Annotated in this window: 19 protein-coding genes; 8 read left to right on the top strand and 11 right to left on the bottom strand. The window is 38.3% G+C overall.

Annotation, left to right across the window (positions count from 1 at the left end):
- From IEV18_RS09625 to IEV18_RS09615, 3 genes are all read right to left on the bottom strand, one after another.
- Positions 1 to 859, bottom strand: an 859-nt coding sequence (locus IEV18_RS09625) for an ISL3 family transposase (protein ID WP_188392179.1), incomplete at its 3' end; no start/stop codon positions are given.
- Positions 860 to 1,005: 146 nt separating this feature from the next.
- Positions 1,006 to 1,554 carry a hypothetical protein gene (locus tag IEV18_RS17255; RefSeq protein ID WP_229733619.1) on the bottom strand — a complete coding sequence of 183 codons (549 nt, stop codon included), beginning with the start codon at positions 1,552 to 1,554 and terminating at the stop codon, positions 1,006 to 1,008.
- A gap of 10 nt (positions 1,555 to 1,564) precedes the next feature.
- Entirely contained in the window at positions 1,565 to 1,786 is a 222-nt protein-coding gene (locus IEV18_RS09615; RefSeq protein ID WP_188392178.1) for a hypothetical protein, read from the bottom strand.
- Positions 1,787 to 2,010: 224 nt separating this feature from the next.
- Here IEV18_RS09615 and rpmG point away from each other — a divergent pair, with 224 nt between their 5' ends.
- The 7 genes from rpmG (at position 2,011) to IEV18_RS09580 (ending at position 8,619) form a co-directional block, all read left to right on the top strand.
- Positions 2,011 to 2,160 (top strand): 50S ribosomal protein L33, encoded by a 150-nt coding sequence (rpmG, locus tag IEV18_RS09610; protein ID WP_188392177.1) that lies wholly within the window; start codon positions 2,011 to 2,013, stop codon positions 2,158 to 2,160.
- An 86-nt stretch (positions 2,161 to 2,246) separates the two neighbouring features.
- Positions 2,247 to 2,813 carry a 5-formyltetrahydrofolate cyclo-ligase gene (locus IEV18_RS09605; RefSeq protein ID WP_188392176.1) on the top strand — a complete coding sequence of 189 codons (567 nt, stop codon included), beginning with the start codon at positions 2,247 to 2,249 and terminating at the stop codon, positions 2,811 to 2,813.
- A gap of 72 nt (positions 2,814 to 2,885) precedes the next feature.
- Entirely contained in the window at positions 2,886 to 3,089 is a 204-nt protein-coding gene (gene yqgO, locus IEV18_RS09600; protein WP_188392183.1) for a protein YqgO, read from the top strand.
- Between the two features lie 75 nt (positions 3,090 to 3,164).
- Positions 3,165 to 4,694, top strand: coding sequence for a rhomboid family protein (locus tag IEV18_RS09595; RefSeq protein WP_188392175.1), 1,530 nt, complete (start codon positions 3,165 to 3,167; stop codon positions 4,692 to 4,694).
- A 78-nt stretch (positions 4,695 to 4,772) separates the two neighbouring features.
- Positions 4,773 to 6,230, top strand: a complete 1,458-nt coding sequence (locus tag IEV18_RS09590) for a spore germination protein (protein WP_188392174.1) — start codon at positions 4,773 to 4,775, stop codon at positions 6,228 to 6,230.
- 73 nt (positions 6,231 to 6,303) lie between these two features.
- The gene (locus tag IEV18_RS09585; protein ID WP_188392182.1) at positions 6,304 to 6,525 is read left to right on the top strand and encodes a YqgQ family protein; all 222 of its coding nucleotides are present in this window, start codon (positions 6,304 to 6,306) and stop codon (positions 6,523 to 6,525) included.
- A gap of 150 nt (positions 6,526 to 6,675) precedes the next feature.
- Positions 6,676 to 8,619 carry an LTA synthase family protein gene (locus IEV18_RS09580; protein ID WP_188392173.1) on the top strand — a complete coding sequence of 648 codons (1,944 nt, stop codon included), beginning with the start codon at positions 6,676 to 6,678 and terminating at the stop codon, positions 8,617 to 8,619.
- A gap of 59 nt (positions 8,620 to 8,678) precedes the next feature.
- On the opposite strand, the gene IEV18_RS09575 is transcribed toward IEV18_RS09580, so the two are convergent.
- A complete protein-coding gene (locus IEV18_RS09575; RefSeq protein ID WP_188392172.1) occupies positions 8,679 to 8,849 on the bottom strand; it encodes a DUF2759 family protein in 171 nt (56 codons plus the stop codon).
- Positions 8,850 to 9,007: 158 nt separating this feature from the next.
- Here IEV18_RS09575 and IEV18_RS09570 point away from each other — a divergent pair, with 158 nt between their 5' ends.
- Entirely contained in the window at positions 9,008 to 9,628 is a 621-nt protein-coding gene (locus IEV18_RS09570) for an MBL fold metallo-hydrolase (RefSeq protein WP_188392171.1), read from the top strand.
- An 81-nt stretch (positions 9,629 to 9,709) separates the two neighbouring features.
- Here the strand turns inward: IEV18_RS09570 and IEV18_RS09565 are convergent, their stop codons facing one another.
- The 7 genes from IEV18_RS09565 to comGC form a co-directional block, all read right to left on the bottom strand.
- A complete protein-coding gene (locus IEV18_RS09565; protein WP_188392170.1) occupies positions 9,710 to 9,952 on the bottom strand; it encodes a DUF2626 domain-containing protein in 243 nt (80 codons plus the stop codon).
- Positions 9,953 to 10,023: 71 nt separating this feature from the next.
- Positions 10,024 to 10,722 (bottom strand): helix-turn-helix transcriptional regulator, encoded by a 699-nt coding sequence (locus IEV18_RS09560; RefSeq protein ID WP_188392169.1) that lies wholly within the window; start codon positions 10,720 to 10,722, stop codon positions 10,024 to 10,026.
- A 138-nt stretch (positions 10,723 to 10,860) separates the two neighbouring features.
- Positions 10,861 to 11,229 (bottom strand): hypothetical protein, encoded by a 369-nt coding sequence (locus IEV18_RS09555; protein ID WP_188392168.1) that lies wholly within the window; start codon positions 11,227 to 11,229, stop codon positions 10,861 to 10,863.
- Entirely contained in the window at positions 11,198 to 11,656 is a 459-nt protein-coding gene (locus IEV18_RS09550; protein WP_188392167.1) for a ComGF family competence protein, read from the bottom strand. The genes IEV18_RS09555 and IEV18_RS09550 overlap by 32 nt, the downstream gene beginning before the upstream one ends.
- A complete protein-coding gene (locus IEV18_RS09545) occupies positions 11,601 to 11,942 on the bottom strand; it encodes a type II secretion system protein (protein WP_188392166.1) in 342 nt (113 codons plus the stop codon). The genes IEV18_RS09550 and IEV18_RS09545 overlap by 56 nt, the downstream gene beginning before the upstream one ends.
- On the bottom strand, positions 11,929 to 12,357 hold the full coding sequence (gene comGD / locus IEV18_RS09540) for a competence type IV pilus minor pilin ComGD (protein ID WP_188392165.1): 429 nt from the start codon (positions 12,355 to 12,357) through the stop codon (positions 11,929 to 11,931). The genes IEV18_RS09545 and comGD overlap by 14 nt, the downstream gene beginning before the upstream one ends.
- Positions 12,344 to 12,646 (bottom strand): competence type IV pilus major pilin ComGC, encoded by a 303-nt coding sequence (gene comGC, locus IEV18_RS09535; RefSeq protein ID WP_188392164.1) that lies wholly within the window; start codon positions 12,644 to 12,646, stop codon positions 12,344 to 12,346. Before comGC ends, comGD begins: the two co-directional genes overlap by 14 nt.
- Between the last annotated feature and the right edge of the window lie 3 nt (positions 12,647 to 12,649).

The raw sequence follows: 12,649 nt of genomic DNA, 5'->3' as shown, positions 1-12,649 counted from the left end.
ACATCTGACAATACCTGTTCAAGTACCATCGATCCTTATCAGATAATTTCCCACTGTCCTTGTAAAATACATAACGCATTTTTTTGCACTTTTTCCGATCGTAGTCATTCCAAATACTTTGTACCCGCCTGCGAACGGCATCTAATGCCCAATAAATATACCGGCAAAAATGAAAACGATCTGCGACAATCACCGGTCTATCTAGAGCTTTGTTCACCGCAGCTTTAAAGGATGGGCTCATATCCATTACTACGACATCTACCTTTGCCCCATACTTACGCAGGTAGTTGGCAATGGTTTTTTTCCTCCGATTCGGAAGAATGTCAATGGGTTCCTTTGTTTCCCCATTTGCGATAATGACTTGATATTTACCTTCTTTTGTATCGCCTTTGTATTCATCGATGGAGATGACACGAGGAAGCTCCTCTACATCTTTTAGCTCTTTCTCTGCAAGCTCATCAAATCTGCGAATGATAGTAGATGGGGAAGCACCAAATTGCTGGCTAATTTCTTTAAATGTCTTCGCTCGCACGCTACGTATATTTACGGCTTGATTCCATTCTTTAGAAAATCTCTGATAACGATCTACAATCGAATTCTTCTCGTAAAATCTCTTGCCACATGTATCACATCTATATCTGCGCTTCCGATAAAAAATATAGCTTAAACGCTCAAACCATTTTAAATGCTTGATTTTTTGCACTCGATAATCATGTATTTTTCGCGTTTTTTTACCACATTTTGGGCATATATGGGTTTGGACCTCCATTTCGACAAATATGGCTATTCGATCCTCAAATTCCTCCACCTTTGTAATAAGTACATCTTCTAATCCAGGGATTTTTATGGTATTATTCATTTACACGCTTCTCCTTTCTTTTTCTTGTTTCTCATCAATTCAAGTATAAAAGAAATTGGAGAAGCGTGTTTTTTATTTCTCTTTAAATTATTTCTTAACCCCAATATTTAGTATAGAGCCTAAAGGAAGAGGACAGTAACTTTTTGTTACTGTCCTCTTTTATAATCAGTAATCGTTTCGGCAATTTGATAATAGTCCATATCACTCGTCAGTTTAAAATTCCCAATTTGAATTTTAGGACTGTATTCATGTTCTTCCAAATAGCGGTTAAACTTCGCAGCATCATCGATAATTTTGTTTTCTTCCAGCAGTTCTGTAATTTCTGGGGTAAGCATGCCAGGCTTAATTTGTAACGTATAGCTTGACGTCTCCGGCTGTTTGTCCTCTTTTTTTTCGTTATTTTTTTCTTCTTCTTCTTTCCGCTCTTCCTTTTCCTTGTTTTCTGCTTTTTCCTTCTTGTCCTCTTGCTTGGTTTCTGCCTTTTCTTCCGTATTTTCTTCTTTGTCTTTCGGCTGGACGGCGAGGGAGATATATTCATCCGAGGTTAACACGTGATATCCCTCTTCTTCCACAATCGGAATCATTTCATCTGCCGTCAACTCTTCCCGGCTCTCTTCTGAAAAGTAATAGGCAGCTAACATAATCACTCCTGCAGAAAAAAGCCCTGCAGCAAAGGAACGCAATAGATGTTTCATATCCTTCTCCTCATTCATTATTTTTCGTTAACATGTCATCCATCATTTCTTCGGGCAACACTTCTTCTTCCAGCAATTTTAGTTTTTTCTTAATCTGATATGTGTCTTGCATCATGGAAATTGATAGTTGTTCTACTTGTCCTTCAAGCTGTTCGAAGCGGTCGTTTACGAAGTAGGATAAAACAAAAAGAACAATCGCAATGACAATGATGGAAATTATCCCAATCAGCATACTAATCCCTCCTTTATCACGACATAAAATCTCAGACATATGTAAATCCAAACTTAATAGATTTGCAATGTAATATTTTTATACATTACTAGTTATAACATAGATTGCCATCAGTGAAAACTTTAATTTTTTTCCAATCAATGTTGATAGTTACATCAAATTTTGGTAATATAATATAAGTCTGAAACTGATCATTAAGTAGCATGAAGTTTGGAGGGAAAACGATGCGCGTAAATATTACTTTAGCTTGTACAGAAACAGGTGATCGTAACTATATTACGACAAAAAACAAACGTAAAAACCCTGAGCGTATTGAGCTTATGAAATATTGTCCACGTTTAAAAAGACATACTTTACATCGGGAAACAAAATAACAATGAAAGCTCTTATCTTTATGATAAGAGTTTTATTTTTATTTGGAAGCTTATTTACTCTGGAAATGAAAGCGGGGGAGAATCGTATGGATAAACAATCATTAAGAAAACAGGCAATTGTGTTGCAGAAAAGCTTGGATAAATCGGAAAAGCAGCAAATTGAAAAAAAATTAACATTCCATCTCCTTCAATCCTCTCTCTGGAAAACGGCAGATACAATTGGAATTACAATCGCACAATCGAATGAATGGGATACGAAACCGATTATTGAAGCAGCTTGGAAAGAAGGCAAAATTGTTGCTGTCCCAAAATGCCATCCTTCTACCAAAATGATGACATTTTACTCGTTAACTTCCTTTGCACAATTGGAACAAGTTTATTTTGGCCTATTGGAACCGATTCCTGAAGAAACCGAGCCAGTAGCCAAAAAGGAAATGGATTTAATCATTGTTCCCGGGCTCTTATTTGATCGTCGCGGTTACCGTATCGGTTTTGGCGGAGGATATTACGACCGGTTTTTAGCCGATTTTACGAATGAAACCGTTGCTTTGGCAAGCAGCAGTCAAGTGAAAACAGAAATTCCGAACGATCCGTACGACATTCCAGTGAATCATATTATTACAGAAAACGGGTTATTTAGGACGAAGCGCTAAAGGTATAAATTTTTATATATTTGAGAAACTAAGGGCACCGATAATCATAAAGAAGGTGTTACTTTGAAACTCATGTTCCGAATGCTTTTCCTGTTTATCCTAATTATGTTGGTTTATCAATGGCGCTACAAACTCCTAAATGCATTGTTAGCAGTAGGCTTCATCCGTAAATTAGCGGTGAGGACATCGATGGCAATCCCTCAAGTTCGCGGAAATTTGCTGCCGGCCCTTTTCGGCGGTGAACAATTTCAAACTGACAAATCGAATGCGAAATAGCTGTCTTTCTCGACAGCTATTTTAATTTTCAATTCAAGCACGGTTTGTTATGATAAGGGGAAAGAAGGTGAAAAGATGGCAGATCATCGTCTGCAGCTATACGAATTTGCTCATATGTTAATTCAAAATGGTCATTTTGATGTAATTCATTTTCAAGATCATGCGGATGAATTATGGCTGGAACGGTATGAAAATAAAACATCCACCGTTATCCGTTTAATTCATCGTGGTTTTGACTGGAAAAACCATTTGAAAAGGGATATTGCAATAACATTACAGCGGGCCAAAAAATTAAAACCGATGATTTCAGGCAAACGAATGGAAATATGCAATGTTTATTTTTCTCCGTTTGCTCCGGTTGACGATTGGGAAAGTTTAAAAAAGCCGATACACTTAAAAGAAAAGCAGTCAATTAAAATGAAAGTTTATTATATTGATAGGGAAGAAGGGGAGGATGAAAAAAACAGGCTGCTGGAAGATTTGGCCGTTGAATATCCAATTTCCCCTTCCCCAAACGAAGAAGAAAAAGATATTTCCGGCTATAAACATTATATTCACGAGAGAATAAAAATGAAGAAAGCTGAGATAACGAACATCTTTTCGTACGGGAAACCGATTTTTACTTACCTGTTTATTGCTGTCAATCTGCTTCTGTATTTTTTCATGGAACTTGCAAACGGAAATGAACTCGAAACGTTAATAGCGTTTGGGGCAAAATATAACGTGGCGATTGTGGAGGCAAATGAGTGGTGGAGACTGTTTACTTCCATGTTTATCCATATCGGATTTCTCCATCTGTTTATGAATATGGTAGCTGTCTACTATTTAGGAATGACTGTAGAACGGATTTTCGGTTCCATTCGCTTCCTGTTTATTTATTTCCTGGCGGGAATCGCCGGAAGCATTGCAAGCTTTGCCTTTTCCCCAAATATCAGTGCAGGAGCATCTGGCGCCATATTTGGCTTGTTTGGTGCGCTTCTCGTTTTTGGCATCCATTATAAACACATTTTTCGTAAAACGATGGGATTTAACTTGCTTTTCATTCTCGGAATCAATATTGCCGTCGGGTTCGTTTTGCCGCAGATTGATATGGCAGCTCATTTAGGCGGGCTGGCAGGGGGCTTTCTTGCAGCACAGATGATCCATCTTCCAAGGAAGAGACATTTTCGAAAACAATTGCTTTCTGCACTATTATTAGCTCTATTGCTAGGAATAGGTGTTCCGTTTGGGATACAGCAGAACGAATCCAGCCAGACATACCAATTGATGAAAATTGAGGAATTAATCAAAAAAGAGGAGTACGAGAGCGTCATTCATGTATCTACAGATGCGCTCCAATTAAAGGGAGACTATGATGGCGTGCTTCTTTTTCACCGTTCCTACGCTTATATTGAATTAGGAAAATATGAAAACGCAATTAAAGATTTAGAGCATAGTTTATCCTATGATATATACCCGGAAAGCTACTATAATTTAGCACTCCTTTACATGGAAATCGGTGAGAAGAAACTAGCTGAACTATATGCTAAAAAAGCATTTGACATGAATCCGGACAATGGATCGTTTATAGAGTTGTATGAAAACATCATGGACGAAAAACAATAATGAACCTGGAATGTATAGAAAACGGGCACACGTATAAAATAAACACATCAATTCTACGAAGAATAGGTGTGTAACTGCATGGAACAAGAGAAGCAGCCATTATTTTCTGCCCATGAGAAAAATGTGCAATACTTAAAAAAATTACTCGGCACAGAAAAAAGTTTTGACCTGATTCATCTCGATTTGGAATATGTAAACCGGAGAACAGACCTATTCCTCATTGACGGGTTTGCTAAGGACGATATTCTCCATTATTTAATGGCTTTTCTGGCAAAACTGGAACCTGCCGATGTGGAACCGGATGTATTAGAAAAACTGCTGAAATCATATATACCATATATTGAATTGGATCAAATAGATGACTTGAATCAAGCGGCTGATGTTGTATTGGCCGGCCCGACAATTCTGCTGATGGAAGGGCTGGACAAAATTATCGTTATTGATGCCCGAACCTATCCGGTCCGTTCTCCTGCCGAACCGGATTTGGAGCGGGTTGTCCGCGGCTCCAGGGACGGATTTGTAGAAACAATCGTTTTTAATACTTCCCTGATCCGCCGGAGGGTTAGGGACCGTTCGCTGACAATGGAATATTTGCAAATCGGAAGACGCTCAAAAACGGACGTGGCCATCTGTTACCTTGCCGATATTGCTGATCCTAAAAGAGTAAAGCATTTAAAACATACGTTAAAAAAAATTGATACGGACGGTTTGCCGATGGCTGAGAAAACGGTGGAAGAGTACATTAGCGGCCGTCATTGGAACCCATATCCGACCATCCGCTACACGGAGCGCCCTGACACGGCTGCTGCCCATTTATATGAAGGGCATATTCTCGTCATTATCGACGGGTCTCCGAGCGTCATGATTACTCCTGCAACTTACTGGCACCATATGCAGCATGCCGAGGAATACCGTCAGAAGCCGCTCGTCGGAGCGTATTTGCGCCTTGTCCGTTTTGCTGCCGTATTTCTTTCTATATTTATCTTGCCTTTATACTATTTAGTTTCCGTACAGCGGGAAATTCTGCCGGCTGGGCTGCAATTTATCGGACCGAACGAAGCAGGGAATGTGCCGTTATTTTGGCAGTTTTTCATAGCTGAAATTGGCATGGATATGCTTCGAATGGCTGCAATCCATTCACCGTCCTCATTAGCGACAGCACTCGGGCTTGTTGCAGCGATTATTATCGGGCAAGTTTCCGTAGAAGTGGGATGGTTTTCCTATGAAGTAATCCTATATATTGCTATTGCTGCAATTGGCACCTATGCCACCCCAAGTTATGAATTAAGTCTTGCCAATCATATTGTACGAATGGTATTATTAATATCTGCTGCCCTATTCGGCATAGCTGGTTATGTTGTCGGAATTACTGTTTGGATTCTTTTCTTAACAAGAATGACAACTTTTCGGATTCCATATTTTTGGCCATTTTTACCATTTTCATTTCAAGCATTTCGTGATATCTTTATAAGGTCACCAATTCCTTTAAAAAGCAAAAGACCTGATTTTCTAAATCCACAGGACCCAGATCGTTAATCAGATTTGGGTTTTTTATGTGAATGATGTATGATAAAATACAATCTGATTTGTTAAAAGAATGGTGAAAATGATGGAAACCTTTTACGACGTCCAGCAATTATTAAAAAAATTTGGCACGATCATTTATACGAAGGATCGGCTCGGTGATATTGAATTAATGGATATGGAAGTCGATGAGCTGTATCAGTTTCAATTGATTAGCCGCTCGGATTACATGCAGGCAAAGTTAATATTGCGCAAAGAAAAAAGGAAGTTATCTAGTAATTCATCAGGAAAAGGAATAATATATTAATTGCATGTAAATAATGTTAAAAAAAATTAATGGAAAGTGAAACTTTTTTGTTTATACATCGTCTTATAGGTTAGTCCGGAACAATACGATATAAATCCCTTTTATATAAGACATGTTTAGACATCATTCGTTATGCAGGAGGTTACATGGATGAAAGATTTGTTTCTTCGAACGCCGCTATATATTATAGCGAGTGTTTTATTTGGACTGAAAACATATATAGTTTATCGATTTATGTTTAATATTGAATTGGAAAATACGACACAGGAACTGATTTTGCTAATCAACCCGTTTGTGTCTGCATTTTTAATCTTTGCCATCAGTGTCTGGTTTAGAAAAGAACAGCGGCAATTGAAATATATCCGTTATATGATGTTTTTCGGAACGTTTATTGTGTTTGCAAATCTCGTATTCTACCGTCAATTTACCGATTTTATTACAATTCCCCAGCTGTTTATGGGGAGCAACATGGCAGATTTAGGTTCTAGCATTTTAACGCTAATAAAGCCCTATGATATTTTGCTATTTTTGGATGTCTTTATTGTCTGGAAGTTAACAAAAAAAGAAAATGCGGCTGCGGTAAGCTACAAAAAACGGGGAAAAGTTTTCGCTGCAGCCTTATCTTTATTGCTTCTTGCAGGAAACTTTTTTCTCGCTGAGACGGAAAGACCCCAATTATTTACAAGGGGATTTGACCGGGAATACTTGGTAAAAAACATTGGACTTTTCAACTACCATGTTTATGATATTATTCAGCATTCCCGTGCGGAAACGAAGCGGGTATTTGCTGATGGAAATGAATTGACTGAAATTGTAGATTACGTGGAAAATGAAGTGAAAACAGACGGACAATCTGACATGTTCGGCGTTGCAGAAGGCAAGAATATAATTTGGATTAATGCCGAATCCTTGCAAAGCTTTGTCATCAATAATGAGGTGAACGGGGAGGAAATCACACCATTCCTCAATAGTTTGATAGAGGATGAAGACACCTATTATTTTGAAAACTTCTATGAACAAACTGGGCAGGGGAACACGTCTGATTCGGAATTTCTCGTGGAAAACTCCCTCTACCCATTATCAAGGGGAGCTGTGTTTTTCACCCATGGCGGCAATGAATATCACGCTATTCCGGAAATTATTGAAGATGCCGGATACCAGTCTGCAGTATTTCATGCCAATAATGGAAGTTTCTGGAATAGATTCCAAATGTATGACAGTTTAGGTTTCAATCATTTCTTTGATGAAAAATCGTATGAGATTACCGATGAAAACTCGGTCGGCTGGGGATTAAAAGATAAACCATTTTTTGAGCAATCGATGAAATATTTAGAAACGCTGGAGAAGCCTTTCTATGCCAAATTTATCACGTTAACGAACCATTTTCCGTTTGAATTGGATGAAGAGGACCGTTCAATTGAACCGTATGACTCCAATTCGAATACTTTGAACAATTACTTCCCGGCTGTCCGCTACATGGATGAAGCCCTTGAAGAATTTTTTAACCACCTTAAAGAATCAGGATTATATGAGGATTCCATCATTGTCATTATGGGAGACCATATCGGAATTAGCGCCAACCATAATAAAGCAATGAGCATGTATTTAAATAAAGAAGAAATTTCGCCATATGATCAAGTTCAATTGCAGCGGGTCCCGTTATTTATCCATATTCCTGGACACGGAAAAGGAGAGGTCGTCACGAAAGTTGCCGGGCAAATTGACATGAAGCCAACGATGTTAAACTTATTAGGCATAAAACATGACAACGACATTTATTTTGGCAACGACTTGTTTAGTGAAGATCGGAAAGGATATATTGTCCTAAGAAACGGTGATTTTATCAGTGATGATTATGTATATACAGTAAATACATGTTATCATCGGGCAACAGGGGAACCGGTTGAAATTCTTGAGGAAGACGAATCAGAACTAAATGAATATCAGGAAACAGAGAAGGAAAATCCATGTGCGCCAATAGCAGAAAAGGCGAATCTGGAATTACAGTACTCGGATGATATCATTTACGGTGATTTATTGCGTTTTTTCGATTTTAACCAAAAAGAGCAGGAAGAAAAAAGCTCCTCCAAATAGGGAGGAGCTTTTTTGCAATAAAAAAGTTAACGAATAAGCCGTTAACTTTTTTCGAACAATCAGGAAGACAGTTCCGATATAATGGTTGCAATGGAAAAAAATCCAAAGACAATAGCAGTAAGAACAGAGAAAATGATAGCGAGAATATTTTTATATTTCAATTGACGTACAATTGAAATGACCGCTACAATTGTTACAAGCAGGAATATAAACCCTAAAACGATACGCATGATTTTACCTCCCTCAATGTCTTGTAGTCAAATTTAATATATACAAATATGTAGTAGGATAATACATCCCTTATTGTATAGCAGAAAACGGATTTTGTCGAGATAAACGTGGGGGAATTCAAAATTACGTAAAAAACTACAAATAAGGAGAAAGAGAAATGAACATTCATTTGCTGTCAGTTGCACCGATAGGAACGAATTGCTATATTTTAGAGATTGGGAGCAATGCCCTAATTATTGATCCCGGCGGGGAAGGAGAGCGAATTATCCGCTATATAGAGGAAAGAAAGCTGCGTCCGCATGCCATTCTTTTGACTCATGCCCACTTTGATCATATTGGCGCGCTGGACGAAATCTGCAATTACTATAACATTGAAGTGTATTTGAATGAATTGGAACATCCATGGCTGCAAGACCCGGCACAAAATGGTTCCCGCATGCTAAGCAGTCCGGTTATTATCAAAACTGCAGCCAAGCCTTTAAGAGAAGGGAACTTGGAAATTGGACCATTTGCAATGGAAGTCATACATACACCTGGGCATTCTCCGGGGAGCATGAGTTTTGTTTTTCCAAAGGATGACGTTGTATTTGGAGGAGATGTGCTGTTTTTAGAAGGAGTTGGCCGTACAGACTTGCCGGGGGGAGATTTCGACGTATTGGAAGAAACGATCCGCAATAAATTTTATACGCTCCCGGAACAGGTTGTCGTTTATCCCGGCCATGGCCCGAATACTACCATACACCATGAACGAAAGCATAATCCTTTTGTTACATCATAATTTCCTTTGCAAGCAGGAGGTAGGAGACACATTTCATACAAAGGGAAAAAGGCCCTGCAATTTGATGGCAAGGCCTTTTTTTTAATGTCCGAAACCTGGAACAAGCAAGAATTCGGAATACCATGTAAAGCCGATCATGAAAATGGTACAATAAGCACCAAATAAGTACATATACATCCGTTCAGACAATTTCAAATAACTTAATGTAAGGAAAAATACCGTTTGAATCAGGGATAAAATCGTTGGTACCATCATATCGCCAACGAAAAACATAACTGTAAAGATTCCTGTCCAAAAGGCTAGCACACGAAACATGCGATCCACGTGAGTCCCCTCCTTTTAGTTAACGTTATCATAGATATTATAAACGACATGGGAAAGATTGTAAACGAATGTTATTTGACAAGTTTTAGATTGGCTACGTAAGCACAATTTTCGCAGCCGGCTTCAAACATATTATGTTTCGTAATCAGTTCCACATCATCGAATAACGACTCGAACATTCCTTGGATAAAAGCATTGTGCATCGAACAAACCATTTCCTGATTTGTCGACGCCAGTTCTTTAAAGGGGCAGTTATTAACTTCAAAATAAACGCGATTATTTTCATTATCATAATTAAAATTAGAATACATGCCCAATAAAAAGGAAGCATCCTCCAACAGTTTTATTTTTTCCTCGGTCGACATGTTCTCGGCACGAATTTTTTCATCCTTCATTACATCCATCCCATATTTTTTCCCTGTTTCATAAATGATGGTTTTTCCTGTTTCTCCTAACTCAGCCATTGATTCAATCATGATGGATGAGAGTAATTTGTAGTCCCGGTGAGGAAAGTTTAATTCGACGACTCGGTCTGAGAGACGATATACTCTGCTTGGCCTTCCACCTTTGCCTGTTTTTTTCGAGTAGGAGGTAACCATGCGAACATCTTCTAATTTGGAGAGATGAAGACGGGCTACATTAGGGTGAATATCGAATTGTTTGGCAATTTCATTTACACTTACTTCTTTGTGATGTTCCACTAAATATTCATAAATATGAAACCGAGTCGGATCACTTAACACATTTGTTATTTTTAGTGTCTGTTCCATCGGAAACACCTCTTATGTTTGATTTATACTATAATTATAAGTGAAACTGCTTTAAAAAAGGTTGACTCGGCGGATTTGTCGAAAATTATACAAATATCCTGCAAGAAGTGGGAAAAGTCTGGATATGGTTTTGAAATACTATTTATGAAGTATTTGGCTGATGAACGTATAGCTGTTATTGTTGGGAAATGTAGTTATAACGAATCTTGCCTTATATGCGGTTTCCGATTCCGGCTGAAGGGTAACCTCCGCTTCACCGTAAGGATAATGAAAGATAATCGATCTTATGTGCGGATTTGCAGCAAGTTCATTTTTCGTTTCAGTTTTTGCCATTTGATACATCGTTTCGATTTTTACTTGGTCAACCATTAACTCGGTCATTTCTATTTCATTTTCGTAAAATACAATTTGTTTCTGGATTCCTATCAGAAGCAAAGTTACGATGAATAGCAGATATGGAAATACAAATCCTTTATTATTCCGGATAAAAAACAATTGCTTTTTCATATTTTTCACCGTTAGTATGAATAATTTCTGCATGTACCCCATATGGGAGAGGACGGAATCGAACCGACCGGACTCCCATTAAATACACTTCATGACCTCTCCCGTCTACTTGGCGATGGATTACTTCGCCGTGCTGCTTAATTGTAATTCTTTTATCGTCTTGTATAAGCAAAATGGATTGGGGATTTTCGATCGCCAGCTGACTCGATTCAATTACTTCATTTCTTAAAAATTGAAAGAAATGATGGACTGAAAACTCCTCTTCGTAAGATATAGCTTTCACAGTACGGAAAGACAAGCTGATAAAAGGAAGGGTCAAGGCCAGAATGGAGAGTGTGCATAATAATGAAATGAATGTAAACCCTTTTTCCTTACCGGGATATGCCATAAAGGCAAATCGTTTCCTGTTTGCCCTTTCTCGCTTCAATGTCGGTACATCCTTTCACATACTTTCCCTCTTTTTCGAAATGAAAAATAACCTGTGTATTTTTTACATCTCTTTCGATTGTCGCGGGAAGAGATGTGTCTTTCCAGAGAAAGTCTTGTAGTTCATCGTGAAGCATCAACACTGCTTCCCTTTTTATCTTCAACATGTTCTGTTCCTGTTTTACAATTGCAGCAATGGGGATTAATGTGATGATAATGGAAAGGAAGATGGAGGAAGCTATGAGCACCTCCACCAAGCTGAAACCTTTACTTTTACATCGCAACAATATATCCTCTCCCTTTGCCAAGAGGGAAGATGAGCCGGTAATGGTTTTCTTTTCCTAATATAAGAATCGTCCTCGGATAAAGAATCGTTCCGTTTCTGTTGAATTCAATCCGGTTATTTTGCCTATAATCGATTTTTATATATTTTGGATATGTTCTTTTCGCGATTAATGCAGAGCCGCGGATTAATTCATAATGGTCATGAAAAAATACGATCCTTGAGTACTCGTCATTTGTAATGGCAAGCGATTGAAGGTAAAGGATGTCATGCTGCAAAATATCAATGAACTGTTTTTCTTGAAATTCGGTAATATTTTCCAAATAGAAGGGAGGCGCCAGGACGAGGAAAATCGCTATAACCGCCAATACAAGGATAATTTCAATTAATGTAAATCCAGCTTCCTTACGATTCGACACGAACCTCATTCCCGCTAATTGTCAGTTTGTCGCCATTTGGGCAAGTGGTCTGGTCTTCTTTTATATAATCCGGAATTAATTTCGTAATATCGGCCGGATATTCTCTGTTTTCGATATAGTAGGCATTCACTTGTGCTTCTACGAGAGCAATTAATGCGTCACAGCCTTTATCGGTAATATCATTGCTTCGTTTTGCTAAGTTTGGAATGATGAGAATCATCAGCACGGAAATAACTAAGAGGACGATAAGCATTTCGATCAGCGTAAAACCATTTTTCTTCTTATTCATCGG

It is taken from the genome of Compostibacillus humi, assembly GCF_014637175.1.
Classification (GTDB): Bacteria; Bacillota; Bacilli; order Bacillales; family Amphibacillaceae; genus Oceanobacillus; species Oceanobacillus humi.
This window is presented reverse-complemented; position numbering and strand designations above follow the sequence as displayed.

Excerpts from the sequence above, each read along its gene's own strand:
- IEV18_RS17255 (WP_229733619.1), bottom strand. The coding sequence starts at position 1,554 with ATGAAACATCTATTGCGTTCCTTTGCTGCAGGGCTTTTTTCTGCAGGA.
- IEV18_RS09615 (WP_188392178.1), bottom strand. The coding sequence starts at position 1,786 with ATGCTGATTGGGATAATTTCCATCATTGTCATTGCGATTGTTCTTTTT.
- rpmG (WP_188392177.1), top strand. The coding sequence starts at position 2,011 with ATGCGCGTAAATATTACTTTAGCTTGTACAGAAACAGGTGATCGTAAC.
- IEV18_RS09605 (WP_188392176.1), top strand. The coding sequence starts at position 2,247 with ATGGATAAACAATCATTAAGAAAACAGGCAATTGTGTTGCAGAAAAGC.
- yqgO (WP_188392183.1), top strand. The coding sequence starts at position 2,886 with ATGTTCCGAATGCTTTTCCTGTTTATCCTAATTATGTTGGTTTATCAA.
- IEV18_RS09595 (WP_188392175.1), top strand. The coding sequence starts at position 3,165 with ATGGCAGATCATCGTCTGCAGCTATACGAATTTGCTCATATGTTAATT.
- IEV18_RS09590 (WP_188392174.1), top strand. The coding sequence starts at position 4,773 with ATGGAACAAGAGAAGCAGCCATTATTTTCTGCCCATGAGAAAAATGTG.
- IEV18_RS09585 (WP_188392182.1), top strand. The coding sequence starts at position 6,304 with ATGGAAACCTTTTACGACGTCCAGCAATTATTAAAAAAATTTGGCACG.
- IEV18_RS09580 (WP_188392173.1), top strand. The coding sequence starts at position 6,676 with ATGAAAGATTTGTTTCTTCGAACGCCGCTATATATTATAGCGAGTGTT.
- IEV18_RS09575 (WP_188392172.1), bottom strand. The coding sequence starts at position 8,849 with ATGCGTATCGTTTTAGGGTTTATATTCCTGCTTGTAACAATTGTAGCG.
- IEV18_RS09570 (WP_188392171.1), top strand. The coding sequence starts at position 9,008 with ATGAACATTCATTTGCTGTCAGTTGCACCGATAGGAACGAATTGCTAT.
- IEV18_RS09560 (WP_188392169.1), bottom strand. The coding sequence starts at position 10,722 with ATGGAACAGACACTAAAAATAACAAATGTGTTAAGTGATCCGACTCGG.
- IEV18_RS09555 (WP_188392168.1), bottom strand. The coding sequence starts at position 11,229 with ATGAAAAAGCAATTGTTTTTTATCCGGAATAATAAAGGATTTGTATTT.
- comGC (WP_188392164.1), bottom strand. The coding sequence starts at position 12,646 with ATGAATAAGAAGAAAAATGGTTTTACGCTGATCGAAATGCTTATCGTC.